General features: G+C 72.8%; 23 protein-coding genes and 1 pseudogene. 16 read left to right on the forward strand and 8 right to left on the reverse strand.

The features are described from left to right. The first annotated feature begins 109 nt into the window (after positions 1-109). From ACIPAE_RS03315 to ACIPAE_RS03335, 5 genes are all read left to right on the forward strand, one after another. On the forward strand, positions 110-523 hold the full coding sequence (locus tag ACIPAE_RS03315) for a DUF3151 domain-containing protein (protein ID WP_329366377.1): 414 nt from the start codon (positions 110-112) through the stop codon (positions 521-523). Positions 524-915: 392 nt separating this feature from the next. Next, on the forward strand, positions 916-1,809 hold the full coding sequence (locus ACIPAE_RS03320; RefSeq protein ID WP_402442567.1) for a DUF3152 domain-containing protein: 894 nt from the start codon (positions 916-918) through the stop codon (positions 1,807-1,809). A gap of 137 nt (positions 1,810-1,946) precedes the next feature. Further along, the gene (locus tag ACIPAE_RS03325; RefSeq protein ID WP_328467357.1) at positions 1,947-2,783 is read left to right on the forward strand and encodes a tryptophan 2,3-dioxygenase family protein; all 837 of its coding nucleotides are present in this window, start codon (positions 1,947-1,949) and stop codon (positions 2,781-2,783) included. Continuing rightward, the gene (gene kynU, locus ACIPAE_RS03330; protein ID WP_402442569.1) at positions 2,776-4,119 is read left to right on the forward strand and encodes a kynureninase; all 1,344 of its coding nucleotides are present in this window, start codon (positions 2,776-2,778) and stop codon (positions 4,117-4,119) included. Before ACIPAE_RS03325 ends, kynU begins: the two co-directional genes overlap by 8 nt. Before the next feature lie 3 nt (positions 4,120-4,122). After that, a complete protein-coding gene (locus ACIPAE_RS03335; protein ID WP_402442571.1) occupies positions 4,123-5,136 on the forward strand; it encodes an alpha/beta hydrolase in 1,014 nt (337 codons plus the stop codon). Positions 5,137-5,322: 186 nt separating this feature from the next. On the opposite strand, the gene ACIPAE_RS03340 is transcribed toward ACIPAE_RS03335, so the two are convergent. Continuing rightward, positions 5,323-5,997 carry a Crp/Fnr family transcriptional regulator gene (locus ACIPAE_RS03340; protein WP_103890795.1) on the reverse strand — a complete coding sequence of 225 codons (675 nt, stop codon included), beginning with the start codon at positions 5,995-5,997 and terminating at the stop codon, positions 5,323-5,325. 293 nt (positions 5,998-6,290) lie between these two features. Between ACIPAE_RS03340 and nth the strand changes: the two genes are divergently transcribed. From nth to ACIPAE_RS03355, 3 genes are all read left to right on the forward strand, one after another. Next, on the forward strand, positions 6,291-7,088 hold the full coding sequence (nth, locus tag ACIPAE_RS03345; protein WP_402442574.1) for an endonuclease III: 798 nt from the start codon (positions 6,291-6,293) through the stop codon (positions 7,086-7,088). Then, positions 7,085-7,768: a CoA pyrophosphatase gene (locus ACIPAE_RS03350; RefSeq protein WP_329366366.1), complete on the forward strand. Its 684-nt coding sequence runs from the start codon at positions 7,085-7,087 to the stop codon at positions 7,766-7,768. The genes nth and ACIPAE_RS03350 overlap by 4 nt, the downstream gene beginning before the upstream one ends. A 111-nt stretch (positions 7,769-7,879) precedes the next feature. Next, entirely contained in the window at positions 7,880-9,079 is a 1,200-nt protein-coding gene (locus ACIPAE_RS03355; protein WP_328467368.1) for a MarP family serine protease, read from the forward strand. Between the two features lie 318 nt (positions 9,080-9,397). Here ACIPAE_RS03355 and ACIPAE_RS03360 read toward each other — a convergent pair whose 3' ends face one another. From ACIPAE_RS03360 to ACIPAE_RS03385, 6 genes are all read right to left on the reverse strand, one after another. Further along, entirely contained in the window at positions 9,398-10,405 is a 1,008-nt protein-coding gene (locus ACIPAE_RS03360; protein ID WP_402442576.1) for an alpha/beta fold hydrolase, read from the reverse strand. Positions 10,406-10,418: 13 nt separating this feature from the next. Continuing rightward, a complete protein-coding gene (locus ACIPAE_RS03365; RefSeq protein WP_329366362.1) occupies positions 10,419-10,895 on the reverse strand; it encodes a phage holin family protein in 477 nt (158 codons plus the stop codon). A gap of 80 nt (positions 10,896-10,975) precedes the next feature. Beyond that, positions 10,976-12,373 carry a Na+/H+ antiporter NhaA gene (nhaA, locus tag ACIPAE_RS03370; protein ID WP_329366360.1) on the reverse strand — a complete coding sequence of 466 codons (1,398 nt, stop codon included), beginning with the start codon at positions 12,371-12,373 and terminating at the stop codon, positions 10,976-10,978. Positions 12,374-12,628: 255 nt separating this feature from the next. Beyond that, the gene (gene acs / locus ACIPAE_RS03375) at positions 12,629-14,587 is read right to left on the reverse strand and encodes an acetate--CoA ligase (protein WP_402442578.1); all 1,959 of its coding nucleotides are present in this window, start codon (positions 14,585-14,587) and stop codon (positions 12,629-12,631) included. An 87-nt stretch (positions 14,588-14,674) separates the two neighbouring features. Next, positions 14,675-16,954 carry a SulP family inorganic anion transporter gene (locus ACIPAE_RS03380; RefSeq protein WP_402442580.1) on the reverse strand — a complete coding sequence of 760 codons (2,280 nt, stop codon included), beginning with the start codon at positions 16,952-16,954 and terminating at the stop codon, positions 14,675-14,677. A 207-nt stretch (positions 16,955-17,161) separates the two neighbouring features. Continuing rightward, on the reverse strand, positions 17,162-18,163 hold the full coding sequence (locus ACIPAE_RS03385) for an ATP-binding protein (RefSeq protein WP_402442582.1): 1,002 nt from the start codon (positions 18,161-18,163) through the stop codon (positions 17,162-17,164). Between the two features lie 105 nt (positions 18,164-18,268). Between ACIPAE_RS03385 and ACIPAE_RS03390 the strand changes: the two genes are divergently transcribed. Then, on the forward strand, positions 18,269-19,126 hold the full coding sequence (locus tag ACIPAE_RS03390; protein ID WP_402442584.1) for an oxidoreductase: 858 nt from the start codon (positions 18,269-18,271) through the stop codon (positions 19,124-19,126). 362 nt (positions 19,127-19,488) lie between these two features. Here ACIPAE_RS03390 and ACIPAE_RS03395 read toward each other — a convergent pair whose 3' ends face one another. Continuing rightward, on the reverse strand, positions 19,489-20,334 hold the full coding sequence (locus ACIPAE_RS03395) for an HAD family hydrolase (RefSeq protein ID WP_402442586.1): 846 nt from the start codon (positions 20,332-20,334) through the stop codon (positions 19,489-19,491). A 449-nt stretch (positions 20,335-20,783) separates the two neighbouring features. On the opposite strand from ACIPAE_RS03395, the gene ssd reads away from it, so the two are divergent. The 7 genes and pseudogenes from ssd to ACIPAE_RS03430 form a co-directional block, all read left to right on the forward strand. Beyond that, complete coding sequence (gene ssd / locus ACIPAE_RS03400) at positions 20,784-21,902, forward strand: septum site-determining protein Ssd (protein WP_402442588.1); 1,119 nt, start codon at positions 20,784-20,786, stop codon at positions 21,900-21,902. Continuing rightward, complete coding sequence (locus tag ACIPAE_RS03405; protein WP_402442590.1) at positions 21,899-23,053, forward strand: TadA family conjugal transfer-associated ATPase; 1,155 nt, start codon at positions 21,899-21,901, stop codon at positions 23,051-23,053. The genes ssd and ACIPAE_RS03405 overlap by 4 nt, the downstream gene beginning before the upstream one ends. A 446-nt stretch (positions 23,054-23,499) precedes the next feature. Beyond that, on the forward strand, positions 23,500-24,222 hold the full coding sequence (locus ACIPAE_RS03410) for a type II secretion system F family protein (RefSeq protein WP_402442591.1): 723 nt from the start codon (positions 23,500-23,502) through the stop codon (positions 24,220-24,222). A 227-nt stretch (positions 24,223-24,449) separates the two neighbouring features. Beyond that, entirely contained in the window at positions 24,450-25,019 is a 570-nt protein-coding gene (locus tag ACIPAE_RS03415; protein ID WP_402442592.1) for a type II secretion system F family protein, read from the forward strand. Positions 25,020-25,248: 229 nt separating this feature from the next. Beyond that, complete coding sequence (locus ACIPAE_RS03420; RefSeq protein ID WP_366409795.1) at positions 25,249-25,470, forward strand: DUF4244 domain-containing protein; 222 nt, start codon at positions 25,249-25,251, stop codon at positions 25,468-25,470. A gap of 85 nt (positions 25,471-25,555) precedes the next feature. Then, complete coding sequence (locus ACIPAE_RS03425) at positions 25,556-25,861, forward strand: TadE family type IV pilus minor pilin (RefSeq protein ID WP_366409796.1); 306 nt, start codon at positions 25,556-25,558, stop codon at positions 25,859-25,861. A 53-nt stretch (positions 25,862-25,914) separates the two neighbouring features. Next, positions 25,915-26,130: pseudogene (locus ACIPAE_RS03430) on the forward strand (Rv3654c family TadE-like protein); the annotation flags it as partial. Positions 26,131-26,217 lie beyond the last annotated feature (87 nt).

The following is a 26,217-nucleotide window of genomic DNA, read 5'->3' on the forward strand; positions in this document are numbered from 1 at the left end:
TCGGGCGCGCCTGGTTCGGCGCCCGCGACGCGGCGGGAGCCGTGCGGAATCGAGGCCCCCGGCAGCTGCCGGGGGCCTTCTGCCTGCCCACTCGGGCAGACTGGAACCCATGGCCAATCACGAGAACCTGCTCGGGGGTCCCGCCCCCACCCACCTGCCCGACGACCCGGAGCCGCGTGAACTGCTCGCCTCCGGTGCCGCGCCCGCCGAGGTGGCGGCGAAGTACCCGTCCTCCTCGCTCGCCTGGGCGCAGCTCGCCGACGACGCGTTCGAAGGCGGCCGGGTGGTGGAGTCCTACGCCTACGCGCGGACCGGCTACCACCGCGGTCTGGACGCGTTGCGCAGGGCCGGATGGCGTGGCCACGGCCCCGTACCGTTCGAGCACGAGCCGAACCGCGGCTTCCTGCGCGCCCTGCACGCGTTGGCCCGGGCCGCTCAGGGCATCGGCGAGCAGGAGGAGTACGACCGCTGCACCACCTTCCTGCGGGACAGCTCGCCGACCGCCGCGGACACGCTGGGCTGACCCGCCGGTCCGCCCCACACGCCGGTATGCCCGGTGGTAGGGCGGTGTTAGGTGCCGGGAGGTGCCGGGGTGGCTCACCCCGGCACCTCCCGGAGCGGCCCCAGCAGGGCGGTCCAGCGCCCCCCGTTTTCTCCCCTCCTCTCCAGACGCCCCTCCCCTCCCGTCACGATTACCGCCGCTGACCTGCCCAAATGTCGCGGTTCGGCAACAGTCGGTTGACTCGTGGCATATTCACGTATCCATGTGCGATCGTGTCCATGCCGTCCTCACCGCAGGGCGGCATCACTACGTCCGGGACAGCCCGAACGTAGGCATGACGCCGACACGCAGCTCGGAAGCGCCACGGGGGGCCGGGGCCGCGGTTCCGGCTGCCGACGCCTTCAGGGGGAGCCTTGGCAGCAAAGGGCCGCCACGGCCGACATCAGCACAGCCGCCGTACGACACGACGCCGGGTCGCGTTCGTCGGCCCGCTGGCGGTGCTCTGCGTGGTCGTACTCGGCTGCGGCGGGGGCTACGCGGCCTGGCACAAGTCCAGGGGCGGCGGCTCCGCGGCGGCGATCGACGCGCCGATATCCCACTCGCCCTCGCCTGGCGGCGGCTCGCTCGCGCCGGCCAACGGTGACAGGACGGGCTCGGGCACCTCCTCCCCGTCCACCGCCGGCAAGCCCGCGACCGGCGGCCCGAGCGCGAGCCACTCACCCGCGCCCAAGCCCTCCAGCGTGCCCAAGTCGGGCACCGGCGCCTTCGGCACGGCGCACGCCACCGGCACCGCCTCCGGACACGGCAAGATCCGCCGCTACAAGGTCGAGGTCGAAGGCGGCATCCAGCTCTCCGCCAGTGACGCCGCTCACGAGATCGCCGGCATCCTCGCCGACTCGCGCGGCTGGGAGAACGACGGCCACGACGGCTTCCAGCTGGTCTCCTCCGGCCCCGCCGACTTCGTCATCAAGATCGCCACCCCCGACACGGTGGACAAGATCTGCGGCGCCGCCGGCCTGCTCACCCGGGGTGAGGTCAACTGCGACGTCGGCGCGACCGTCGTGGTCAACCTCAAGCGCTGGATGCTCGGCTCGCCGGAGTTCAGCGGCCCGATCCACGACTACCGGGCCCTGATCATCAACCACGAGGTCGGCCACCGCATCGGCCACGGCCACGAGGGCTGCCCCGGCCCCGGCAAGCTCGCCCCCGTGATGATGCAGCAGATCAAGGGCCTGCACGGCTGCAAGGCCAACGCCTGGCCGTACGACAGCAAGGGTCGCTACATCCAGGGCCCGTCCAGCGCCTGAACGGTCCGCCGCCTCGGCCACCCCGCCGCGCCGCGCCACACCTCCGCCCATCGCCGTCGGCTCTTGCCGGATCTGTCCGCACCGCAGATGATCGCGGCACAGGCCCGGTGACCCCGGGACACGATGGAGGTAGAACCATGTCCGACGCACCGACCGACGAGGCGGCGACCCCGAACCTGTCGTTCGAAGGCAGCACGCCCTACGAGGACTACGTGCAGGCGTCCGTCCTCACCCACCTGCAGCACCCGCTCTCCGACGAACCCGGAGAGATGGCCTTCCTGGTCACCACCCAGGTGATGGAGTTGTGGTTCACCCTCCTGGTACACGAGTGGACCACCGCGGCCGCGGCTCTGCGTCAGGACGACCTGCCGACGGCCAGGGCCGCGCTGCTCCGCAGCCTGCCGGAGTTGGAGTCGCTCAACGCCTCCTGGAAACCGATCGCCCACCTCACCCCCGCCCAGTTCAACGCCTACCGGTCCGCCCTCGGCGAGGGCTCCGGCTTCCAGTCCGCGATGTACCGCCGCCTGGAGTTCCTGCTCGGCGACAAGTCCGCGTCCATGATCGTCCCGCACCGCGGTACCCCCAGCGCGCACGCCGAACTGGAGAAGGCCCTCACCGAGCCGAGCCTCTACGACGAGGTGCTGCGGCTGCTGGCCCGTCGCGGCTACGACCTGCCCGCCGCGGTGCTCGACCGCGACCCGGCGCTGCGCTACGAGCCGCATCCGGAGGTCGAGGCCGCCTGGCAGGCCGTCTACGCGGACGACGACCAGGACTCCGACCTGATCCGGCTCGGTGAACTCCTCACCGACGTCGCCGAACTCGTCTGGCGCTGGCGCAACGACCACCTCGTGGCGACCCGGCGCGCGATGGGCGCCAAGGCCGGCACCGGCGGCTCGGCGGGGGTGGCCTGGCTGGAGAAACGCGCCACGAAGAACGTCTTCCCCGAGCTGTGGACGGCGCGCAGCCATGTCTGACGTCCCTGCCGTCCCCGCCGCCCTCGCCCTGGACGCGCTCGCCGACCGCGCCGCCGCCCTCGACGCCGCCGACCCGCTCGCACCTGTCAGGGACCGCTTCTTCCTCGGCGGCAGCTCCCCCGCCGAAGGCCATGGGGGAGGCACCGTCTACCTCGACGGCAACTCGCTGGGCGCGCTGCCCACCACGGTGCTGCCGCGGCTGACCGAGGTGATCGGCCGTGAGTGGGGCGAACTGCGCATCCGCTCCTGGGAGGAGAGCGGCTGGTGGACGGCGCCCGAGCGGATCGGCGACCGGATCGCTCCGCTGATCGGTGCCGCGCCGGGGCAGGTCGTGGTCGGCGACTCCACCAGCGTCAACGTCTTCAAGGCGCTGGTCGCCGCCGTCCGCATGGCCCCCCAGGACCGCGACGAGATCCTGGTCGACGCCGCCACCTTCCCCACCGACGGCTACATCGCGCAGTCCGCGGCCCGTCTCACCGGCCGGACCGTGCGGGCCGTGCCCGCGGGCGGGATCGCCGAGGCGGCCGGCGCCCGCACCGCCGTCGCTCTCGTCAACCACGTGGACTACCGCACCGGCCGGCTGCACGACCTGCCCGCCGTCACCGCCGCCCTGCACGCGGCCGGGGCACTGGCCGTATGGGACCTGTGCCACAGCGCCGGGGCCCTGCCGGTCGCTCTGGACACCGACGGAGTGGACCTCGCGGTCGGCTGCACCTACAAGTACCTCAACGGCGGCCCGGGCGCGCCGGCCTACCTCTACGTGCGAGCCGAGCACCAGCCCCGCTTCGACTCCCCGCTGCCCGGCTGGAACTCGCACGCCGACCCCTTCGGCATGGCCCGCGAGTACGTGGCCGCCGAGGGCGCGCCGCGCGGACGCGTGGGCACGCCGGAGATCCTGTCGCTGCTCGCGCTGGACGCGGCCCTCGACGTCTGGGAAGGCGTCGCGCTCGCCGATGTGCGCGCCAAGAGCCTCGCCCTGACCGACTTCTTCCTCGACTGCGTGGCCGCGGCCGCCCCCGCCGGACAGCTGCGGGCCATGACGCCCGGGGAACACGCGGAACGGGGCAGCCAGGTGTCGCTGCGCTGCGCGGACGCCGGCGAGGTGATGCGCGAGCTGATCGCACGCGGCGTCGTGGGCGACTTCCGGCCGCCCGACGTGCTGCGCTTCGGCTTCACCCCGCTCTACACCCGCTACGTGGACGCCTGGCGCGCCGCCCGTGTGCTGGCCGACATCCTTGAGGAACGCGACTCCACCCACGCTGGTGCCCGCCCGGGCGCCGGCACCGATATCCGACCCGACGGCCACCCCGACGGCGACCGCGAAGGGAACCCGTAACCGATGACCGCTGCCGCGCCCCGCCCACCCTCGCCCCAGCCCGCCGACCGGGCGGCGGCCGAGGAGGCATCGGCGTTCGGCCACGACCCCGTGCCCCCGGACGCCACCGCGTCCTACGGCGCCCACCCCGACCAGGTGGTCGACTTCTACCGGCCCGCCGGGGCCGGTACCGCCCGCCCGGCACCCCTGGTGGCGCTGCTGCACGGCGGCGCCTGGCGGGAGGCCCACGACCGCACCCACGTCTCCCCGCTCGCCGCGCATCTCGCGGCGCGCGGGCTGGCGGTGGCGTCGGTCGAATACCGCCGCGGCGGTACGGGCGGCGCGGCGGGCGGCGCACCAGGTGGTGCAACGGGTGGTCCGGAGGCACCCGGCGTCCCGCCGGGCAACGGCAGGCAACTGCCCCGGCAGGCGGAGGTCCAGGCGCAGACCGCCGAGCCTGCGCTTCCGCCCGCCGGCCGCTGGCCCGACACCTTCGACGACGTCGCCGCCGCGATGGACGCCCTGCCCGCGCTCGCCCGCGACGCCCTCGGCGAGGACACCGTCGACCCCCGCCGCATCGTGCTCACCGGGCACAGCGCGGGCGGCCACCTCGCGCTGTGGGCCGCCGCCCGTCACCTGCTGCCCGCCGACTCCCCTTGGCACCGCCCCGCACCTCCAGCCCTCCGCGGTGTCGTGGCCCTCGCCCCGATCGCCGACTTCACCTCGGCGATCCGGCTGCGCGTCTGCTCCGGTGCGGTGCTGGACCTCCTCGGCGGACCCGACCACGCCACCGACCGCCTGCCCCACGCCGACCCGGCCGCGCTGCTTCCCACCGGCATTGCCACCACCATCGTGCACGGCACCACTGACAATGAGGTTCCGCCGCAGGTCAGCGCGGCTTTCGCCCGTGCCGCCGGAGCAGCGGGGGAGGAGCCCACCGTGGCGTGGCTGCCGGCCACCGGCCACTTCCCGCTGATCGACCCGTCGAGCGACGCGTGTACGGCCGTGGCGGACGAGATCGGCCAACTCGCCTGGTGACTCCGCCCGAGGGCAAACCAAAGCGCCGGTGCCCATCCATCGATGGGCACCGGCGCGAACGGTAAGGGCGACCTCACCGGGGACGGCCGCGGGCCGCGTTCCGGCTCGGATACGACGGCCCCACCGGGGGCCTGCTGCTGCCGCAGACCGGCTACCGGAAGCCAGTCACCGGCTTCCAGCCACCGGCTACCGGCTGCGCTTCGCGAGCCGCTCCACGTCGAGGAGGATGACCGCGCGAGCCTCCAGCCGCAGCCAGCCGCGGCCGGCGAAGTCGGCGAGCGCCTTGTTCACGGTCTCGCGGGAGGCGCCGACGAGCTGCGCCAACTCCTCCTGGGTGAGGTCGTGCACGACGTGGATGCCCTCTTCGGACTGCACGCCGAAGCGGCGGGACAGGTCCAGCAGGGCCTTGGCGACACGGCCGGGCACGTCGGAGAAGACCAGGTCGGACATGACGTCGTTGGTGCGGCGCAGGCGCCGGGCGACCGCGCGCAGCAGCGCGGTGGAGACCTCGGGCCGTACGTTCAGCCAGGGCTGGAGGTCGCCGTGGCCCAGGCCGAGCAGCTTCACCTCGGTGAGCGCGGTACCGGTGGCGGTGCGCGGACCGGGGTCGAAGAGCGACAGCTCGCCGATCAACTCGCCGGGGCCCACCACGGCCAGCATGTTCTCCCGGCCGTCGGGCGAGGTGCGGTGCAGTTTCACCTTGCCCTCGGTCACGACGTACAGCCGGTCCCCGGGGTCACCCTCGTGGAACAGCGCGTCGCCACGCGCCAGCGTGACCTCGGTCATGGAGGCACGCAGTTCAGCGGCCTGCTCGTCGTCGAGCGCCGCGAAAAGCGGGGCACGGCGCAGAACGTCGTCCACGAGCTCTCTCCTTGTCGACTGTCGACATCACCGGGTTGTCCGCCGGGCTGTCCCCATGATGCATGACACGAGAAACAGTGCGATCAATCACAAGTTTGTCTTATGTGTGCGCGGCGCCGTGCCGCGGGGGTCCGATTGGCGGTCGGAATTCCGTGGTTAGGGGCGGCGCTGCCGCCGAATGAGTGGCCACCACGGGGTGTTCCGCTGTCAGCGAACACGCTACCTGAGCCGACCTCGGAAGGCACCGGTGTGACCGGTCCCACGCTGTCGGACCTTCGGCGTAGCCTTCGTACATGGCAGAGAGCAAGGTCGGCAAGGCCCCCAAGACGGAGTCCCAGGTAGCGAAGGTCCGCAGGGCCCGCCGGATCAACCGCGAACTCGCCGAGGTGTATCCGTACGCACATCCGGAGCTGGACTTCGAGAACCCGTTCCAGCTCCTGATCGCCACGGTGCTGTCCGCGCAGACCACCGACCTGCGGGTCAATCAGACGACGCCCGCGCTGTTCGCGAAGTACCCGACGGCGGCGGACATGGCGGCGGCCGATCCGGCGGACCTGGAGCAGATCCTGCGGCCGACCGGCTTCTTCCGGGCCAAGACGAGGTCCGTGCTGGGCCTGTCCGCCGCGCTGCGGGACGAGTTCGGCGGCGAGGTGCCCGGCCGCCTGGCCGACCTGGTGAAGCTGCCCGGCGTCGGCCGCAAGACCGCGAACGTGGTGCTGGGCAACGCGTTCGGGGTGCCCGGCATCACCGTGGACACCCACTTCGGCCGGCTCTCGCGCCGCTTCGGCTGGACCACCTCGCAGGACCCCGAGGAGGTCGAGCGGGATGTGGCCGCGCTCTTCCCCAAGTCGGACTGGACGATGCTGTCGCACCGCGTCGTCTTCCACGGCCGCCGGATGTGCCACGCCCGCAAGCCCGCCTGCGGGGTGTGCCCGATCGCCGCGCTCTGCCCGTCGTACGGCGAGGGCGAGATGGACCCGGATAAGGCGAAGAAGCTGCTGAAGTACGAGAAGGGCGGCTTCCCCGGGCAGCGGCTGAACCCGCCGCCGGACTACCCGGGGCAGCCCGCGCCCCCGCTGGGCGCCTCATGACGCGGTCCTGGGAGGCCGGCGCGTCGAAGGTGGACGTCAGCGCCGGCGGGCTGCCGCAGTGGCTGGAGCCGGTGGTCGAGGCCGTCGACACCGTGCGGCCCGAGCAGCTCAGCAGTTTCCTGCCGCCCGACGGAGGGGGGCGGCAGTCGGCCGTGCTCGTGCTGTTCGGCGAGGGCGATCAGGGGCCTGACCTGCTGCTCATCGAGCGTTCCGCGGCGCTTCGTTCGCACGCGGGCCAGCCGTCCTTCCCGGGCGGCGCGCTCGACCCCGAGGACGGCGACCCGGACGGCGAGGGCCCGCTGCGGGCGGCGCTGCGCGAGGCCGAGGAGGAGACCGGCCTCGACCCGGCGGGCGTGCAGCTCTTCGGCGTCCTGCCGCGGCTCTACATCCCGGTGAGCGGTTTCGTGGTCACTCCGGTGCTGGGCTGGTGGCGCGAGCCGAGCCCGATCCGCGCGGTCGACCCCGCGGAGACCGCTCGCGCCTTCCGGGTTCCCGTGACGGATCTCACCGATCCGGCCAACCGTGCGACTCTCGTGCACCCCAGCGGTTTCCGCGGCCCGGCCTTCCTCGTCCAGGGCGCCCTGGTGTGGGGCTTCACCGCCGGCCTGATCGACAAGTTGCTGCACTACGCGGGCTGGGAGCGGCCCTGGGACCGGGAGCGCACCGTGCCGCTGGCCTAGCGGCGGACCGTATCCGCACCGCATGGCCGCCGGGCCCGTCCGTGTGCGCGGACCGGACCGGCGGGGCCGTACCGCCCCACGCGCTCAGGCCGACGTGAGACCGTGTTCCCCGTGAACGTGCTGGACATCCTGCTCATCCTCGCCGCTGTGTGGTTCGCCGTGATCGGCTACCGGCAGGGCTTCGTCGTCGGCGTCATGTCGGTGATCGGCTTCCTCGGCGGCGGCCTGGCCGCCGTCTACCTGCTGCCGCTGCTGTGGGACAAGGCGACGGACCATGCGACCCCGGGCTCGGCCGCGGTGATGTCCGCGGTCGTGATCGTGATCGTGTGCGCGTCGGTGGGGCAGGCGTTCACCACGCACCTGGGCAACAAGGCGCGCACCCGCATCACCTGGTCCCCGGCCAGAACCCTGGACGCGGGCGGCGGCGCCCTGGTCAACGTGCTGGCGATGCTGCTGGTGGCGTGGCTGATCGGCAGCGCGCTGGCGACCACGACGCTGCCGACGATAGGGCGCGAGGTGCGGTCGTCGAAGGTGCTGATCGGGGTGTCCCGGGTGATGCCGCCGTCGGCCGACACCTGGTTCACCGACTTCAGCGACACCCTGGCGCAGAACGGCCTGCCGCAGGTCTTCGGCACGTTCGGCTCCGAGCCGATCACCTCGGTGCCCGCCCCCGACCCCGCGCTGGTCGGCAGCCCCGCGGTGGCCGACGCCCGCCCCAGCATCGTCAAGGTCGTCGGCACCGCCCCGAGCTGCGGGAAGGTGCTGGAGGGCTCGGGCTTCGTCTTCGCCAAGGACCGGGTGATGACCAACGCGCACGTCGTCGGCGGCGTCTCCGAGCCCACCGTGCAGGTCGGCGGCAAGGGCCGGCTGCACGACGCCCGCGTGGTCCTCTACGACTGGCAGCGCGACATCGCCGTCCTCGACGTGCCCGGGCTGGACGCGCCCGCGCTCCACTTCGCCACCACGAGCGAGCAGAGCCGCGACGACGCCATCGTGGCGGGCTTCCCCGAGAACGGCCCCTTCGACGTGCGCGCCGCCCGGATTCGAGACCGCATCAAGGCCAGCGGGCCGGACATCTACCACCGCGGCACCGTGCACCGCGACGTGTACTCGCTGTACGCGACGGTCCGGGCGGGGAACTCCGGCGGTCCGCTGCTGACCACCGACGGCGAGGTCGCCGGGGTGGTCTTCGCGAAGTCCCTGGACGACTCGCACACCGGTTACGCGCTGACCGCCGCCGAGGTGGCCCCGGACGTCACGGCCGGGCGTACCGCGAACCGGCAGGTGGACACCGAGGGGTGCGCGCTGTGACGCGGACCCGCGGTCTCATTCCTTCACATGGCGCAGCCGAGCGCTGACCCAGCGGGCCCGGCGGCCGAGTATGCGGGGGATGCCGAGACGGCCGGCCCCCGAGGGGATCAGCGTCATCGGGACCCGGTCGGCGGCTGCGAAGCTGCGGTGAGTGCGTGATACGTCACGGTAGTCGTGCGTCGAACCCATACGGAGCTACGTGCCCGCGCCGATAGGTCGGTAATCGCCCTCGGGTCGTCCGATTGGCTTATGCGCCCGGCATTTTGGCGATCATCGTACTGTCGCAATGTGGCCGTAGTGCGGCCGTATCGCGCCGGTTCAGCGGTCCGGTTCCGGGTCCTTGAGCCAGTTGACCAGCTCGGTCGAGAAGGCCACCGGGTCCTCCTCGTGCGGGAAGTGCCCGAGGCCGTCGAAGAGCCGCCAACGGTAGGGCGCCTCGACGTACTCCCCGCTGCCTGCCACGCTCCTGGTGCCGACCGCCCGGTCGAGCGAGCCGTGCATCTGCAGGGTGGGCACGCGCACCGGGCGCTTCATCCGGCGGTTGAACTGGAGGCCGTCCGGCCGGGCCATCGACCGCACCATCCAGCGGTAGGGCTCGACCGCGCAGTGCGCCGTGGACGGGATCTGCATGGCCTCGCGGTAGACGTCGATCGACTCCTCGTCCAGCGGCCGCGGTCCCGACCAGTCCCGGATCATCTGGCCGACCAGTGCCGCGTCGTCGGCGACGAGTTGCCGCTCGGGCACCCAGGGCCGCTGGAAGCCCCAGATGTAGCCGCCCGACCTGCTCTGCCGCAGGTCGGTGAGCATCGCGGCCCGCCAGCGTCGTGGGTGCGGCATCGAGCAGACGGCCAGCCGACGTACCAGCTTCGGCCGCATCGCGGCGGCGGTCCAGGCCAGGTATCCGCCCAGGTCGTGGCCGACCAGCGCGGCGTCGGGCTCGCCGAGCGAGCGGATCACCCCGGTCACGTCGAGTGCCAGGTTGCCGGGGTCGTAGCCGCGGGGCGTACGGTCGCTGCCGCCGACCCCGCGCAGGTCCATCGCGACCGCGCGGAAGCCCGCGTCGGCGAGCGCGGTGAGCTGGTGCCGCCAGGCCCACCAGAACTGCGGGAAGCCGTGCAGCAGGAGCACCAGCGGGCCGTCGCCGGCCTCGGCGATGTGGAAGCGGGCGCCGTTCGCGGCCACCTCGCGGTGGGTCCAGGGCCCGTCGAGGCGGGGTACCTGGCCGCCTCGGCCGAACTCCGCGCCGCCCGGCCCGCTCCGGTCCGTCGCGTCCGGCACCGGGACGGGCCGGTTGGGCTGGCTGGGCGAGCCGGCGGGGAGGTTCATGGTGTCGAGCGTGTCACATCTTCGATTCGAGCGCGGGAGCCGCGACGGTGGCGCCCAGCGGCTCGGCGTCCTGCGGACCGAGCTCGCGCGGGCGCGGCTTGGCCTTCTGCAGCACCGCGGCGGTCTCCTTGGCCGAGGCGATGGAGCGCTCCGGCTTCTTCACCTTCTTGAACCGGCCGTACGCCAGTGCGGCGAGCAGCACGCCGAGGACCACGAAGGCACCGCACACGATGCCGAACGACGCGTCGAGCGGCAGTCCGGTGCGGTGGATGACGTACGCCAGTGCCATGCAGCCCATGGGTACCGCGAACAGGCAGAGCGCCAGCGCCACGATGAGCGCGCCGCTGCCGATCGTGGCGCGCTTCACGTCCTGCCGGATCTCGGTCTTGGCCAGCGCGATCTCGTCGTGCACCAGGGCGGACAGCTCCGTCGTGGCGGCGGAGAACAGCTCGCCGAGGCTGCGCTCGTCACCGTTCGAGGCTGGGCTCATCGAGTCCTCCGTGGTCGTCGCACCGCTTCGCTCGCGGGTGGTGTGGTCCGGACAAGGGAATGTCTGCCCCCGATCATGCCTTACGTGCCGTCAGGGCCGCCCGCCTGCCGCCGCCGGGCGAGCGCGGCGAGCCTGCGGTGCTCGGCGGCCTGGCGCTCCAGGATCTCGGCCATCCGCATGTGGTACGCGGGTTGGTCCTGCTCGTAGATGTCGGGGATGCCGTCCCCGTCGTCGTCCCGCTCCTCCTCCGTGGTCAGCTTCCGGTATCTGTCGTTGCGCAGTTTGAGCAGGACCGCGGCCAGCACGGCCGCGATCACCGAGCCGACCAGCACGGCGGCCTTGGCCTCGTCGGCGAGCTTCGGGTGGGCGGCGAAGGCGAGTTCGCCGATCAGCAGGGAGACGGTGAAGCCGATGCCGGACAGTGTCGCGAGCGCGAGGACGTCCGGCCAGCGCAGGTCCGGGTTCAGCTCCGCGCGGGTGAAGCGGACCGCCAGCCAGGTGCCGCCGAACACGCCGATGGTCTTGCCGCAGACCAGGCCGAGGACGACGCCGAGGGTCTCGGGGCGGTGGAACACGTCGGCGAGCGCACCGCCGGAGATCGACACGCCCGCTGCGAACAGCGCGAACAGGGGTACGGCCAGGCCCGCCGACAGCGGCCGCACCAGGTGCTCGACGCGCTCGGCCGGCGGGTGCTGCTCGTCGCCCTGGCGGGTGCAGCGCAGCATCAGGCCCATGGCGACGCCCGAAATCGTGGCGTGGACGCCGCTGTTGTACATCAAGGCCCAGGTGACGAGCGCGAGCGGGACATACACGTACCAGCCGTGCACGCCGGCGCGTTGCAGCAGCCAGAACAGCACCAGGCACGCTGCCGCGCCGGCCAGGGCCGCGTAGTTGAGGCCGGAAGTGAAGAAGATTGCGATGATCAGGATCGCGAAGAGGTCGTCGACGACGGCGAGGGTGAGCAGGAACGCGCGCAGTGCCGAGGGCAGTGCGGTGCCGAGCACGGCGAGGACGGCGAGCGCGAAGGCGATGTCGGTGGCGGTGGGCACCGCCCAGCCCTTGAGCGAGCCGCCGCCCGCGGCGGCCACCACGGTGTACACGACCGCGGGCGCGGCCATGCCGCACAGGGCGGCGATGACGGGAAGCGCGGCCTTGGCCGGTTCGCGCAGTTCGCCCGCGACGAGTTCGCGTTTGAGTTCGATGCCGGCGACGAAGAAGAAGATGGCGAGCAGGCCGTCCGCCGACCAGTGCGCGACGGACAGGTGCAGGCCGAGCGCGGACGGGCCGAAGTGGAAGTGCGCGGTGGACTCGTAGCTGTGGTGGAGGGTGTTCGCCCAGATGAGGGCGATGACGGCGGCGAGCAGCAGCAGGATGCCGCCGACGGTCTCGGTGCGCAGGGCGTCGGCGACGAAGTTCCGTTCGGGCAGCGGGAGACGGCCGAAGAGGACTGAGGAGCGGCGGCGCGGCTGCTCGGTCACGGGGGGTGGCCTCCTGGGCGTCGTAGCCGGCTGTGGACACAGTTGTCCTGTGTGCCGACCAGACTTCCCGGCGCGCCCATAAGTCTCGTCGCCATGGTGCGGCGACGCGGGGTCAGCTTAACCCGGACGGGTGAAGGGGCGAGGGGGACCACGACGAGGGGCGCCCGCACTGCTGGAGTGCGGGCGCCCCTTGGGCCGTGACGGGCTCTTACGTCGTGACGGTTCCTACGCTCTGACGGCTCTTACCCGGCCTGGTCAGTCCTCGCTGGGGGCGGAGGGCAACTTGGTCTGGATCAGGTCCATGACGGAGGAGTCGGTGAGGGTGGTGACGTCGCCCAGCGCGCGGTTCTCCGCGACGTCGCGCAGCAGGCGGCGCATGATCTTGCCGGAGCGGGTCTTGGGCAGCTCGGAGACGATCAGGACGCGCTTGGGCTTGGCGATCGGGCCGAGTGTCTTGCCGACGTGGTCGCGCAGCTCGCCGACGAGTTCGGCGCTGTCCTCGGCGGTGCCGCGCAGGATCACGAACGCGACGATGGCCTGCCCGGTGGTCGCGTCGGCGGCGCCGACCACGGCGGACTCGGCGACCTTGGGGTGCGAGACGAGCGCGGACTCGACCTCGGTGGTGGAGATGTTGTGGCCGGAGACCAGCATCACGTCGTCGACCCGGCCGAGCAGCCAGATGTCGCCGTCCTCGTCCTTCTTCGCGCCGTCGCCCGCGAAGTAGCGGCCGGGGAAGCGGGACCAGTAGGTGTCGATGTAGCGCTGGTCGTCGCCCCAGATGGTGCGGAGCATCGACGGCCAGGGCTCGGTGAGGACCAGGTAGCCGCCGGAGCCGTTGGGCACTTCGTTCGCCTCGTCGTCCACGACGGTGGCCGCGATGCCGGGCAGCGGGGTCTGCGCGGAGCCGGGCTTGGTCTCGGTGACGCCCGGCAGCGGGCTGATCATCATGGCGCCGGTCTCGGTCTGCCACCAGGTGTCCACGATCGGCGTCTTGCCGGCGCCGATGTGCTCGCGGTACCAGATCCACGCCTCGGGGTTGATCGGTTCGCCGACGCTGCCCAGGACGCGCAGGCTGCTCAGGTCGAAGTTCGCGGGGATGTCGTCGCCCCACTTCATGAACGTGCGGATCGCCGTCGGCGCGGTGTAGAGGATGCTGACGCCGTACTTCTGCACGATCTCCCAGAACCGGCCCTGGTGCGGGGTGTCGGGCGTGCCCTCGTAGATCACCTGGGTGGCGCCGTTGGCGAGCGGGCCGTAGACGATGTACGAGTGGCCGGTGACCCAGCCGATGTCCGCGGTGCACCAGTAGACGTCGGTCTCCGGCTTGAGGTCGAAGACGGCGTGGTGGGTGTAGCTGGCCTGGGTGAGGTAGCCGCCGGAGGTGTGCAGGATGCCCTTCGGCTTACCGGTGGTGCCCGAGGTGTAGAGGATGAACAGCGGCTGCTCGGCCTCGAACGCCTCGGGGGTGTGCTCGGTGGACTGGCGACCGGTGATCTCGTGCCACCACACGTCGCGGCCCGAAGTCCACTCCACGTCCTGGCCGGTGCGGCGGACCACCAGGACGTGCTCGACCTGCGGGGTGCGGGACACCGCGTCGTCGATGGCGGGCTTGAGCGCGGACGGCTTGCCCCGGCGGTAGCCGCCGTCGGCGGTGATGACCAGCTTCGCGTCGGCGTCGTCGATGCGGGAGGCGACGGCGTCGGCCGAGAAGCCGCCGAAGACCACCGAGTGCGCCGCGCCGATCCGGGCGCAGGCGAGCATCGCGACCACGGCCTCGGGGATCATCGGCAGGTAGACCGCGACGCGGTCGCCCTTGCGCACGCCGAGTTCCGTCAGGGCGTTGGCGGCGCGGGACACCTCGTCCTTCAGCTCCGCGTACGTGATCGCGCGGCTGTCGCCCGGCTCGCCCTCGAAGTGGATGGCGACGCGGTCGCCGTGGCCGGCCTCGACGTGGCGGTCCACGCAGTTGTAGGCGACGTTCAGCCGTCCGTCGGCGAACCACTTCGCGAACGGCGGGTTCGACCAGTCAAGTGTCTGGGTGGGCTCGGTCTCCCAGGTCAGACGGCGGGCCTGCTCGGCCCAGAAGCCCAGCCGGTCGGCCTTGGCCTGTTCGTACGCGGCCGCGGTGACATTGGCCGCAGCGGCCAGTCCTTTCGGGGGAGCAAACCGCCGCTCCTCCTTCAGCAGGTTGGCCAGGCTCTCGTTGCTGCTCACGCCAGCTCCTTGTCAGGGTGTCCCAGATGTCCCGCCACTACCTCATCAGTCCTGGAGCACCCTGACAAGAGCCTCCGGTGAACTGGTTTAGACCTTTGTGATGAGAGTGACTGCTGATGTGTCTGCGTCCTCGTCCTGCTGCAGAGGCGTGCCGGCCTCCGGCCGGATCGGTGCGAACACCCCGGTGGGGTGGTCGAGGATGTACGCCTGCGCCTCGGCGACGTGGAAGTACATGCCGTGCAGTTGGAGGGTGCCGTCGGCGATCCGGCGGGCCACGCACGGATGGGCCGTCAGGTGCTCCAGCTGGGTGATGACGTTGACCAGTGCGAGGCGCTCCTGGTCGTCGGCCGCCGGGCGGCCTTCGAAGGTGGGGACGGCGGCGTGGCCGGCTATGGAGCCGTTGTCGTGGTCCACGGCGGCAACGGCGTTGAGCCGGGCCAGACTCGGTCGGCCGTGCCGCAGCCATCTGGCCAGCGGGGTCCGGGCGCCTGGTTCGTGGTCGGAGCCGAGGAGTGCCTGCATCGCGCCGCATCCGGAGTGCCCGCACACGGTGATGCTGGAGACCCGCAGGACGTCGACCGCGTACTCCACGGCGGCGGCCACCGAGTCGCAGGACGCGTCGGAACCGGGCGGCGGCACCATGTTGCCGACGTTGCGGACGGTGAACAGGTCGCCCGGGCCGCTTGAGGTGATCATGCTGGTGACCAGCCGGGAGTCGGCGCAGGTCAGGAAGAGCTGACCAGGACGCTGGCCTTCGCGGGCGAGCCGGGCGAGTTCGTCGCGCACCAGCGGGGCGGTGTGGCGCTGGAAGTTGCTGACCCCGCCGAGCAGTTGGCCGCCGCTGGTGGCCGGGATGGCCGCGGGGCGGGTGCAGTGGTGGTTGTGCCAGGGCGTCCAGGGGCGGCAGACGTGCGCGCTGACCGGTTCGCTGACGGTCCGTCCGGAGCCGTCGCCCAGGACGACCCGGCCACCGCGTGAGCGGTGCCGCGCGCACCACGCGCTCAGCGCCTCGTAGGCGGCGTGGTCCATGAACGAGCCGTCCAGTTCCACCACGACGCTCGCCCGCTCCGGCACCTCGGCGAACGCCTTGGTCAGCCGGGGCACCGCCAGGAATGTCAGTTGGCCGCGGGCGCGGACTCGGTGGCACGCCGCCTCTTCGGTGACGGTGACCCGGGTGTGGGTGAGGCTGCGCAGTGCGAGGACGGCGGCGACCGCGATGCCCGCGGCCACTCCCTGGAGCACCCCGAAGACCACCACGGTGCCGAGGGTCACCGCGTACACCGGGAACTCGCGGTGCCTTTGGATGTGCCGGATGTGGGCGAAGCTGACCATGCGTACGCCGACCAGCATCACCAGTGCGGCGAGCGCCGCGAGCGGGATCTGCTCCAGGACGCCGGCCGCGAGCCCCGCGCACAGCAGCACCCAAACACCGTGCAGCACCGTGGCCCGGCGGGTGCGGGCCCCCGCCTCGACGTTGGCGGAGCCACGCATCGCGCCGCCCGCCACCGGCAGTCCGCCGAGCAGCCCGGACACGACATTGGCCGCACCCTGGCCGAGCAGTTCGCGGTCGAGGCGGGCCGGAGGAGCGTGTGGTCCCGGGCGCCGTGCCTGCAGGGCGTCCACCGCGACGGCCGACAGCAGCGCCTCCATGCTCGCCACCAGGGTGACGGTCAGGACGGCCGCGACGAGCGCGGAGACCGGGCCGCCGGGCATGGCCGGCAGGCCAGGCGCGGTCAGGCGCGGCAGATCGACCCGCGGCACCGACCATGCGGCGCTCACCGCGGTGGCCAGGGCGACCGCCGCGAGTGGTGCCGGGACGGCGCGCAACGCCCGGGCCCGGCCGCGCAGCCGCGGCCAGCCGAGCAGCACGCCCACGGTGACCGCGCCGATGACCGGGGTGATGGGGTGACTGTGCATCAATTGATCCGGCAGCGCCGCGATGTTGGCGAGCGCGGAGATCTGCGGGCTGCCGCCGAGCACGACATGCAGTTGCCCGACGGCGATGACCGTGCCGATGCCGGCGAGCATGCCGTGCACGATGGCCGGGCTGACCGCGAGCGCGGCTCTGGCCACCCGCAGCCCGCCGAGCAGTAGTTGCGCCAGCCCGGCCAGCACGGTGATCGCGCAGGTGGCCCGCCAGCCGTAGCGCTCGACGAGGCCCGCGGTGATGACGACCAGGCTGGTGGCGCCGCCGCTGACCTGCAGCGGCGCCCCGCCCAGCAGTCCGGCGACGATGCCGCCGACCGCCGCGGCGACCAGGCCGGACTGCAACGGGGCGCCGGTCGCCAGCGCGATGCCGAGCGACAGGGGCACGGCGATCAGGAAGACGGTGATCGACGCGGACAGATCGGACCGATGGCATCTCATGGGCTCCCCACTCCTTCATTCCCTTGACACTCTCAAGCATCTGTAAATGGAGAGTAATGGAACGACTGCGGAGAGTGAAGTCCAGAATCCGAATCCGTATGCTATTTCCGTCTTTCGAGTGAACTGGTGCTGGTGGTGGTCGCGCTTGATCGAGGTGACGGGCCGTCGCGCCGCGGGGGCGAGGTGGACCCGAGCGGACCCCGTGGGTCAGTGCGCGAGCGCGGTGGGCGCTTCGATCAGGTCCTCGCTGAGCGTGAAGTCCGGGTCGATCTGGGCAGCGAGGTCGGCGCCGGTCCTGGCGTTGCCCCAACTCTCCGCGTTCTTCCGGTGGAAGTGCGCCATCTGCTGGGTGTAGCGGTCCCAGTCGCGGGCCTGGTACGAGCGGTCGGCGCGCTCGTGCATGACGCGCAGGGCCTGGCGGTTCGGCTCTTCCAGCTGTTCGAATCGGGGCGGGCCGCCCTTCTCCATCGCCCGTACCCAGTCCGAGTGCCCGACGGTGACCAGCAGGTCGTCTCCGACCTCGGCCCGCAGGAAGGCGAGGTCGTCCTCGCCGTGCACCTTGTTGCCGATCACGACCAGGCCCACGCCGAAGTCGCGGGCGTACTCCTTGTACTGCCGGTAGACCGCGACGCCCTTGCGGGTCGGCTCCGCCACCAGGAAGGTCAGGTCGAACCGGGTGAACAGGCCCGAGGCGAAGGAGTCGCTGCCCGCGGTCATGTCGACCACCAGGTACTCGTCGCGGCCGTCCACCAGGTGGTTCAGGCACAACTCGACCGCCCCGACCTTCGAGTGGTAGCAGGCCACGCCGAGGTCCGACTCGGTGAAGGGACCGGTGACCATCAGCCGTGCGCTGCCGGCGTCGGGGCCGAACGCGAGCGGGCGGGCGCACGCCGTGTAGACCGGGTTGTCCCCGCGCAACCGCAGCAGGCGGGAGCCGCGCCCGGGCGGGGTGGTCTTGATCATGCTGTCGGCCGAGGCGATGAGCGGGTTGGAGCCGCGCAGGTGCTCCTTGATCTCCGGCAGGTGCGCGCCGAGTGAGGGAAGCGCCGCCGCGTCGTCCTCGTCGAGCCCGAGCGCGGGGCCGAGGTGCTGGTTGATGTCCGCGTCGATCGCGACGACGGGGACGCGGGCGGCGGCGAGATGGCGAATGAACAGGGAGGACAGCGTCGTCTTGCCGCTGCCGCCCTTCCCAACGAAAGCGATCTTCATGTTCACTGAGCGTAGGGGTGTCTCCGGGGAAGAACTGACGGGGAGTGGGCAAGGCCACTCGATCGTGGTCTTTCCGGGCTGCGAGCGGTGCGTAGGGTCGGGGACATGGCTACGAACGCTGCTCCTTCTCCCGCTCCCGGGCAGGCGGACCCGCTGGTCGTACTCGCCGCGCTGCCGGGCGTGCCCGACGCGGTGGAGTCCGTGCGGCAGGCCGTGGATCGGGTCTACGGTCACCGGGTCATGCGCCGACGGGCCGGCGAGGTCGCGTCGGAGGCCGCCCTGCGCGGCGCCCGGGCTTCCGCGGCGCTCGCCGGCGCCGACTGGCCGCTGGAAGAGGTGCGCCGCCGCAGTGACTTCTCGGCCGACGGCCAGTCACGAGCGGTCGGGGCCGCGCTGCGGGTGACCGCCGAGGCAGGACAACTCCTCAGCGTGTGGCGGCAGTCGCCGGTCCAGGCACTGGCCCGGCTGCACCTGGTCGCGGCCGGCGGGGCCGCCGAGGAGCCCACGGTCGGGCGGCCGCGGCTGAGCGGCGAGCCGGTGGTCGACGAGACGGCCGGGTTCGAGCAGATCCCGCTGCCCGAGCCGTCCGAGGTCGCGGCGCGGCTCGACGGACTGGTCGGACTGCTGCGGTCGGGCTCTGCGGCGCCCGCGCTGGTGGTGAGCGCGGTCGTGCACGGCGAGCTGCTCTGCCTGCGCCCCTTCGGCTCGTTCAACGGCTCGGTGGCCCGCGCCGCCGAACGGATCGTCCTGGTCGGCAGCGGGCTGGACCCCAAATCCATCTGCCCCGCCGAGGTCGGCCACGCGGAGCTGGGCCTGGCCGGATACCTCAAGGCCCTGGAGGGATACGCCTCCGGTACGCCGGAGGGGATGTCCGAGTGGATCGCCCACTGCGGGCGGGCGCTCGAACTCGGGGTACGCGAGAGCGTCGCGGTCTGCGAGGCGCTGCAGCGCGGCGCGGCCTGAACGAGAATGCGGCGACACCCGCGGGTGCCGCCGCTCGCCACGTCCGCCGAGTTACCAGTGCGTGCTCGAATGGTGCCGATCAGGGCGGGGACATTGCCCGCTGCCTGGTGCGGCTGGCCCGGTTGGCGGGTCGGCTACGCGTGGGTGCCCGGTTTTCGTGCTCGGTCCGTGGGGCCAACTGCTGAACTGCGGTCTTCCTCTCGGAAGTCCGTGGTCTCGCGGGCCGCTAACTCTTTTGTACTCCCGACCGGCAGGTAGTGGAACCCCTGGCTGCACTTTTTACTTTTGCCGCCAATCGGGACATTTCGCTTGACTTTCTGCCACCTCGGGTCGCTGTGGCCCCAGTGGCCTCATCGATACGGTCAGGACGCCGCCAGTGGACGGCGCCGGCGCGCCGCGAGCCACACCAGCCCGGCGGTGGCGGCGGCGGCGCCGATCGCGGCCGCGGCCAGAACCGGGCGAGGCGGCATCGAGAGCGACTGGATGCGCTGCTTCAGGCGCACCGGGCGGCTGAAGGTGAGGACCGGCCAGTCCCGGGCGGCGGCCTCCTTGCGCAGCGCCCGGTCGGGGTTGACCGCGTACGGGTGGCCGACCGATTCCAGCATGGGGATGTCCGTAGCCGAATCGCTGTAGGCGAAGGACCGTTGCAAGTCGTAGCCTTCGGACTCCGCCAGCCGGGTGATGGCTTCGGCTTTCGCCGGACCGTAGACGTAGTGCTCAATCTCCCCGTTGTAGGCGCCGTCGGCTACCACCATCCGGGTGGCCACGACGTGGTCGGCGCCCAGCATCTCCCCGATCGGCTCGACGACTTCGGACCCCGAGGCGCTGACGATCACCACGTCGCGGCCTGCCGCGTGGTGCTCCTCGATCAGTGAGGCGGCCTCGTCGTAGATGATCGGGTCGATCAGGTCGTGCAGGGTCTCGGCGACGATCTCCCGGACCTGCTGCACATTCCAGCCGCGGCACAGATCAGAGAGGTATTTGCGCATACCTTCCATCTGGTCGTGATCTGCGCCGCCGACGAGGTACACGAACTGGGCATATGCGGTACGCAATACCGCTCGCCTGTTGATGAGCCCGCCGTGGTAGAAGGACCGTCCGAAGGCGAGCGTGCTGGACTTGGCGATCACGGTCTTGTCGAGATCGAAGAACGCCGCAGTGCGCGGGTGCAGGTGGTTTTCCACGAGACGAGCATAGGCAACCACCATTCGGCCTAAGGTCCGGCGCGTGGGTTTGCCTGAGAGTGCCTTCGGGTACACCATGGAAGTCACGGATCGTTCGCGACCGTGCTAACCCGGTCTGGCTCCTCCCCCCCCGAGTCGGACCGTGGGGACGACCCCCGCTCTCCCCCCCGGCGGGGGTCGTCGCATGTCCGGATGCGTTTGGGCGGTAGACCCCGGGGGCTGCGGCACCAGTCAGCATGTTCATGTTGCTCCCACTCCTTCGCGCATGTGTGCGTTTCTATGTGTACGACACGTGACGTTCGGTAATCGTTCGCGGATCTCGTGGAACTCACCCGTCCGGGTGGCGAAGTTATCCACAATCGCCGAGTTATCCACAGATTCCGACCAAGATCATCTCAATTCCACTTCCTGTCCCAAGCTGATCGCAGGCGAAGCACGCCGTGCTCGCACGACTAGCGACAGGGGACAGGGAAATGGCCCGGACCAACGCATCCGATCGACCGAGCGGCGCTACCGAAGCGGCCCGCGGACCGCTCATTGTGACCGAGGACGAAAGCCTCCTCGACGATCTGCTCAGACTGTGCGCCGCGGCCGGCACGGAACCGGAAGTCGTCTTCACCGCGCCCCCGCGCGCGGTGAGTTGGGACAACGCACCACTTGTCCTGGTCGGAGTGGAAGCATCCGGAAGGGCCCGCGGCTGCGGGCGGCGCAAGGGCGTTCTACTGGTCGGACGCGGCGGCACCGACTCGGCCGACTCCGAAGCGTGGCGCCGGGCCGTCGCGGTCGGGGCCGACCATGTCCTGTTCCTGCCGGCCGCCGAGACATGGCTGGTGGACCGCCTCGCAGATGTCGCCGAGGGCAGCGGCGGCCCGGCCCTGACCATCGGCGTGGTCGGCGGGCGCGGCGGCGCCGGTGCCAGCACCCTGGCCTGCGGCCTCGCGGTCACCGCCGCCCGCACCGGCCTGCGCGCCATGCTCGTCGACGGAGACCCGCTCGGCGGCGGCCTGGACATCCTGCTCGGCGCGGAGCGCACGGGAGGGCTGCGCTGGCCCGACCTCGCCGACTCCCGCGGCCGGGTCAACAGCGGAGTGCTGGAGGAATCGCTGCCCCGGCTCGGCTCGCTCAGCGTGCTGAGCTGGGACCGCGGACAGCCCGTGCTCATTCCGCCCCAGGCGATGCGGTCGGTGCTGGGCGCCGCCAGACGGCGGGGCGGGGTGGTCGTCGTCGACCTGCCGCGCAAGGTGGATGACACCGTCGCCGAGACGCTCGGCCAAGTGGACGTGGGACTGCTGGTGGTGCCCGCCGAACTCCGCGCGGTGGCCGCGGGATGCAGGGTGGCCGCGGCCTTCGCCCAGGAAATCGACGACCTGCGGGTGGTCGCCCGCGGGCCGTTCGGTTCCGGCCTGGACGGCGCCGAGATCGCCCGGCTGGTCGGCCTGCCGCTCGCTGGGGAACTGGCGCCGGAACCCGCGCTGGCCGACCCGATGTCCGGCGGCGTACCACCGGGTTCCGCCACCCGCGGCCCCCTCGCACGCTTCAGTGGCGCCTTCCTCGGGCAGGCGCTCGCGGCGACCGGGTGCGTGGCGGCATGAGCGCCGCACTGCTGGACGCGGTCCGGCTGCACCTCGCCGAACACGGCGGCGAACCCACCCCGGCCCGTGTCGCGGCCGCGCTGCGCGCCCAAGGACGCCTGATCGGGGACTCCGAAGTGCTCGACGTGGTCGCCGCGTTGCGTTCCGAACTGGTCGGCGCGGGCCCGCTGGAGCCCCTGCTGGCCGACCCCGACGTCACCGACATCCTCGTCAACGCACCCGACCAGGTCTGGATCGACCGGGGCCGCGGTCTCGAACGCAGCCCGATCCGGTTCTCCGACACAGCCGCGGTGCGCCGCCTCGCGCAGCGGCTGGCCACGACCGCCGGCCGCCGCCTCGATGACGCGAGGCCCTGGGTCGACGCCCGACTGCCGGACGGCACAAGGCTGCACGCGGTGCTGCCGCCCGTCGTGGTCGGCTCGCCCTGCCTGTCCCTGCGTGTCGTGAGAGCCCGCGCCTTCACCCTCACCGAACTCGTCGCGGCCGGCACGCTCGACGAGGAGACCGCCGCGCTGCTGCGCGCGATGCTCGACGCGCGGCTGTCGTTCATGATCAGCGGCGGCACGGGCTCGGGGAAGACCACCCTGCTCAGCTGCCTGCTCGGCCTGGTCGACCCAGCGGCCCGGATCGTCCTCGCCGAGGACTCGGCCGAACTGCGCCCGGACCACCCGCATGTCGTCCGGTTGGAGACCCGGCCCGCCAACCAGGAGGGCGCCGGGCAGGTCACGCTGCGGGACCTGGTGCGGCAGGCACTGAGGATGCGGCCCGACCGGCTCGTGGTCGGCGAGGTCCGCGGCGCCGAGGTGCTCGACCTCCTGGGTGCCCTCAACACCGGTCACGAGGGCGGCTGCGGCACCGTTCACGCGAACGCCGCGGCGGATGTGCCCGCACGTTTGGAGGCGCTCGGTTCGACCGCCGGCCTGGACCGGGCCGCGCTGCACAGCCAGTTGGCCGCCGCGCTGTCGGCCGTCGTCCACCTGGTGCGGGACGGTGAGGGCCGCCGCAGGGTGGCCGAGATCCATGTCCTGAGCCGACGCCCGGACGGGCTGGTCGGCACCGTTCCCGCGCTGGTCCGGCACACCGGGGGCGGTGCCGAACGCGGCCCGGGCTGGCGGCGCCTGACGGATCTGTGCTCGACGGGTGCGTCATGAGCGCGGCGACCTCTCCGGCGGTGACTCCCGCCGTCGCGCTGTGGGCCGCGCTGCTGGTGGCCTGCCTGCCCGCCTGGACGGCCCTGCAGCGGCACGGACGCAAGCGCCGGGCGTGCGGCCTTCTGAAGGGCCCACAGGCCCGTCCTGGGCCCGCTCCAGGCGGTGTTGGGCGAGGGCGGGCGTGGTGGAGCCGCGTGGTCGCCGGCAGCCGGGTGCGGATCGGTGGCCGAGGCCCGGGCAGGCGTCGGCGGTCGGGCCGAGTGTTCCTTGGCGGGTGGCGTGACAGGCATCCGGGCGGGCGTGGAGATCCGGGCAGCGATGCCGGGCGCCGAGCGGCGGGGACCGTCGGGGCGCGGCAGAGCGGTGGCGGCCCCGAGTGGCTGTGTCTGCCCGCCGGCGCGGTACTCGCGGCGATCACCTGGTCGGTGGTGCCGATGGTCGCGGGAATGGTCGCGATGCCGTTGGTGCGGGGCGCTTTGCGAGGCCGCGCCGAGCGGGCGGCGGCCGAACGGACCGCGGCTGCCGTGAGCGCGCTGTGCGGCACCCTGGCGGGTGATCTGCGGGCAGGACGGCCACCGCACGCGGCACTCGCGGACGCGGTGCAGTCGGCTGGATGGCCCGGCTCGCCCGAACTGGGCCGGATCTCGGGCCTGCTGCTGTCCGCCGCCCGGTTCGGCGGGGACGTGCCACGAGCGCTGCGCACGGCGGCGCGCGTCGGGCCGGGCGCACAGGGGCTCGCTGCGGTGGCCGCGTGCTGGCAGGTCGCGGTGGACGGCGGTGCGGGGCTGGCCGCGGCGCTGGACCGGGTCGCCGCCGCGCTGCGCGCCGAGGCGGATCAACGCGAGGACCTGCGTGCCCAGTTGGCGGGCCCGCACTCCACGGCGGTGCTGTTGGCGCTGCTCCCCGTCTTCGGGCTGGTGCTGGGCACGGCGCTGGGCGCAGACCCGGCGGGGGTGCTGCTGCACACACCCGCCGGGCTGGCCTGCCTGGTCGCGGGCGCGTTCCTGGAGTGGGCCGGTCTGGCCTGGACGGCGCACATCATCCGGGCGGCCGAGGGCGGCCCGCCCCGTGGCGCGGAGAGTGATCCGCGCGGCCCTGAGCCGGGCGGGGCGGGAACGCGGTCCGCCCGGGTGGCGCGGGGGTCGGCTGCGGAAGGGGGCCGGCCATGAGCGGCGGGTCTGTCCACAGCCTGGGGACGGCGGCGGCCGTCGTGGCGGCAGTGTGCGCCGGGGCGGCGGGAGCGATGGCGACGAGGGAGCGCAGGCATTGCGGTGTGCGCAGGCTGCGCCGCGTGTTGCAGGGAGCGCGGCCGGCGAGGGCGCGCCGGGCGTGGCGGGGAAGGGCGCGCCGTGCCGGGCGGACCTGGCTGCCGGTGGTCGCACCGGCGCTGGGGGCGGTGGTGCTTGTGGGCGGCGTCGCGGGCGTTCTGGCCGGGATCGTGATCGGGGCCGGAACGAGGGTGGCGCTCGCCCGGCGTCGGCCTCCCGCCGTCGCGCGGGCGGCCGGAGCGGAAGCCGATCCGGCCGAACTGCCGCTGTGCGCTGACCTGATGGCGGCCTGCCTGGCGGCGGGCGCCACTCCCGGGGAGACGGCGGGAGCGGTGGGGCGGTGCCTGGACGGGCCGTTGGGGGCCGCGCTGCTGCGGGCGGAGGCGGAGTTGCGGCTCGGCGGGGAGCCGTCGGAGTGCTGGGGCAGGTTCGGGCGGCTGCCCGCGGCGAGGGCGATGGGCCGTTGCCTGGCGAGGGCGTCGACGACGGGCAGCGCACCGGTGGCCGAAATGGCGCGGCTGGCCGCGGACTATCGCGCCGAGCAGGGGCGTTCGGCGCTCGCCCGGGCCCGCAAGGCGGCGGTGCTGGCGACCGCGCCGCTGGGCGTGTGCTTCCTCCCGGCCTTCCTGCTGGTGGGTGTCGCCCCGGTGGTGATGGGGCTGGCCGGGGCGGTGCTCGGCGGCCCGATGAGCGGATGAGGAGGTGGCGATCGACGGCCTGCCGTGCCCCGCCCGGCCGGCCGCGCCGATGGGAACAGCAGGGAAACGCGGGAGCCCGGCACGGCCCGAGGCCGTGAGCCGCCGCACACGCGAGCACGTGACGCGGCCGGACCGGCGAGTCGACGGACATCAGTGGCACCGGTGACGCGGGCAGCGGCATCGGATGCGGGGCCGGCAGAAAACACAGGAAACCAGGAGGAGAACGGAAATGGCGATGCGGAAGAAGACGGAGCGGGTGGCGTGCTGGTGGGCCGGACGGGTCCGGCGGTGCCGGTCCGCGGCCGACGCGGGGATGAGCACCGCGGAGTACGCGGTGGGCACGATCGCGGCCTGCGGGTTCGCGGCGGTGCTCTACAAGATCGTGACGAGCGGGCCGGTGCGGACGGCGATGACCTCGGTGATCGAGAAGGCACTCCATGCGCCGTTCTGAGCCGTTGAGGAGGGCCGTTCGGCCCGAGCGGGCCGGACCGTTGCGCCGCCGCCGGGACGGGGGCTACGTCACGGCGGAGGCTGCCGTGGTGATCCCGACGCTGGTGGCGCTGGCCGGGCTGCTGGTGTGGGGGCTGATGGCGGCGGCCGCACAGATCCGCTGCGTGGATGCCGCCAGGGCCGGGGCGCGCGCTGCTGCGCGGGGGGAAGGCGGGGGGGATGTGGTGCGGGTGAGCCGCGCGGCAGCGCCGAAGGGAGCGGAGGTGAGGGTGCGCCGGGGCGGGGGGTTGGTGCGGGTGCGGGTGACGGTGGGTCGGCCGCGGTTTCCGGTCACGTTGACGGCGGAGGCGGCCGCGTTGGACGAGGAGACGGTGGGGGGTGGTGGGCCGTGAGACGGGACCGGGGGTCGGCAACGGTGTGGTCGCTGGGGCTGATGGCGGTGTTGATGGCGATCTTCGCGGGTGTGGCGCTGATGGGGCGGGCGGTGGTCGCCAGGCATCGGGCGGGCGGGGCCGCGGACCTGGCCGCTCTGGCCGCGGCGGACCATGCGCTCGACGGTGAGGCGGTGGCGTGCGGGCTGGCCGAGCGGGTGGCGGCCGCCCAGGGAGCGGTGCTGCGCGGGTGTGCGGTGGCGGGGGAGGTGTCCGAGGTCGTCGCCGAGGTCGGGGGAGCGCGGGTGAGGTCGCGGGCGGGGCCGGCGTCGGGGTCGGTGCGGGCCCCGGAGGACGGCCCGGCTCGACCGGCGGGC

Source organism: Streptomyces sp. NPDC087270, assembly GCF_044744625.1.
Lineage (GTDB): Bacteria > Actinomycetota > Actinomycetes > Streptomycetales > Streptomycetaceae > Actinacidiphila.

Bases quoted from the DNA above. Each gene is read 5' to 3' on its own strand.
- ACIPAE_RS03315 (WP_329366377.1), top strand. From the start codon at position 110: ATGGCCAATCACGAGAACCTGCTCGGGGGTCCCGCCCCCACCCACCTG.
- ACIPAE_RS03325 (WP_328467357.1), top strand. From the start codon at position 1,947: ATGTCCGACGCACCGACCGACGAGGCGGCGACCCCGAACCTGTCGTTC.
- kynU (WP_402442569.1), top strand. From the start codon at position 2,776: ATGTCTGACGTCCCTGCCGTCCCCGCCGCCCTCGCCCTGGACGCGCTC.
- ACIPAE_RS03335 (WP_402442571.1), top strand. From the start codon at position 4,123: ATGACCGCTGCCGCGCCCCGCCCACCCTCGCCCCAGCCCGCCGACCGG.
- nth (WP_402442574.1), top strand. From the start codon at position 6,291: ATGGCAGAGAGCAAGGTCGGCAAGGCCCCCAAGACGGAGTCCCAGGTA.
- ACIPAE_RS03350 (WP_329366366.1), top strand. From the start codon at position 7,085: ATGACGCGGTCCTGGGAGGCCGGCGCGTCGAAGGTGGACGTCAGCGCC.
- ACIPAE_RS03360 (WP_402442576.1), bottom strand. From the start codon at position 10,405: ATGAACCTCCCCGCCGGCTCGCCCAGCCAGCCCAACCGGCCCGTCCCG.
- ACIPAE_RS03365 (WP_329366362.1), bottom strand. From the start codon at position 10,895: ATGAGCCCAGCCTCGAACGGTGACGAGCGCAGCCTCGGCGAGCTGTTC.
- ACIPAE_RS03380 (WP_402442580.1), bottom strand. From the start codon at position 16,954: ATGAGATGCCATCGGTCCGATCTGTCCGCGTCGATCACCGTCTTCCTG.
- ACIPAE_RS03385 (WP_402442582.1), bottom strand. From the start codon at position 18,163: ATGAAGATCGCTTTCGTTGGGAAGGGCGGCAGCGGCAAGACGACGCTG.
- ACIPAE_RS03390 (WP_402442584.1), top strand. From the start codon at position 18,269: ATGGCTACGAACGCTGCTCCTTCTCCCGCTCCCGGGCAGGCGGACCCG.
- ACIPAE_RS03395 (WP_402442586.1), bottom strand. From the start codon at position 20,334: ATGGTGGTTGCCTATGCTCGTCTCGTGGAAAACCACCTGCACCCGCGC.
- ssd (WP_402442588.1), top strand. From the start codon at position 20,784: ATGGCCCGGACCAACGCATCCGATCGACCGAGCGGCGCTACCGAAGCG.
- ACIPAE_RS03405 (WP_402442590.1), top strand. From the start codon at position 21,899: ATGAGCGCCGCACTGCTGGACGCGGTCCGGCTGCACCTCGCCGAACAC.
- ACIPAE_RS03410 (WP_402442591.1), top strand. From the start codon at position 23,500: ATGGTCGCGATGCCGTTGGTGCGGGGCGCTTTGCGAGGCCGCGCCGAG.
- ACIPAE_RS03420 (WP_366409795.1), top strand. From the start codon at position 25,249: ATGGCGATGCGGAAGAAGACGGAGCGGGTGGCGTGCTGGTGGGCCGGA.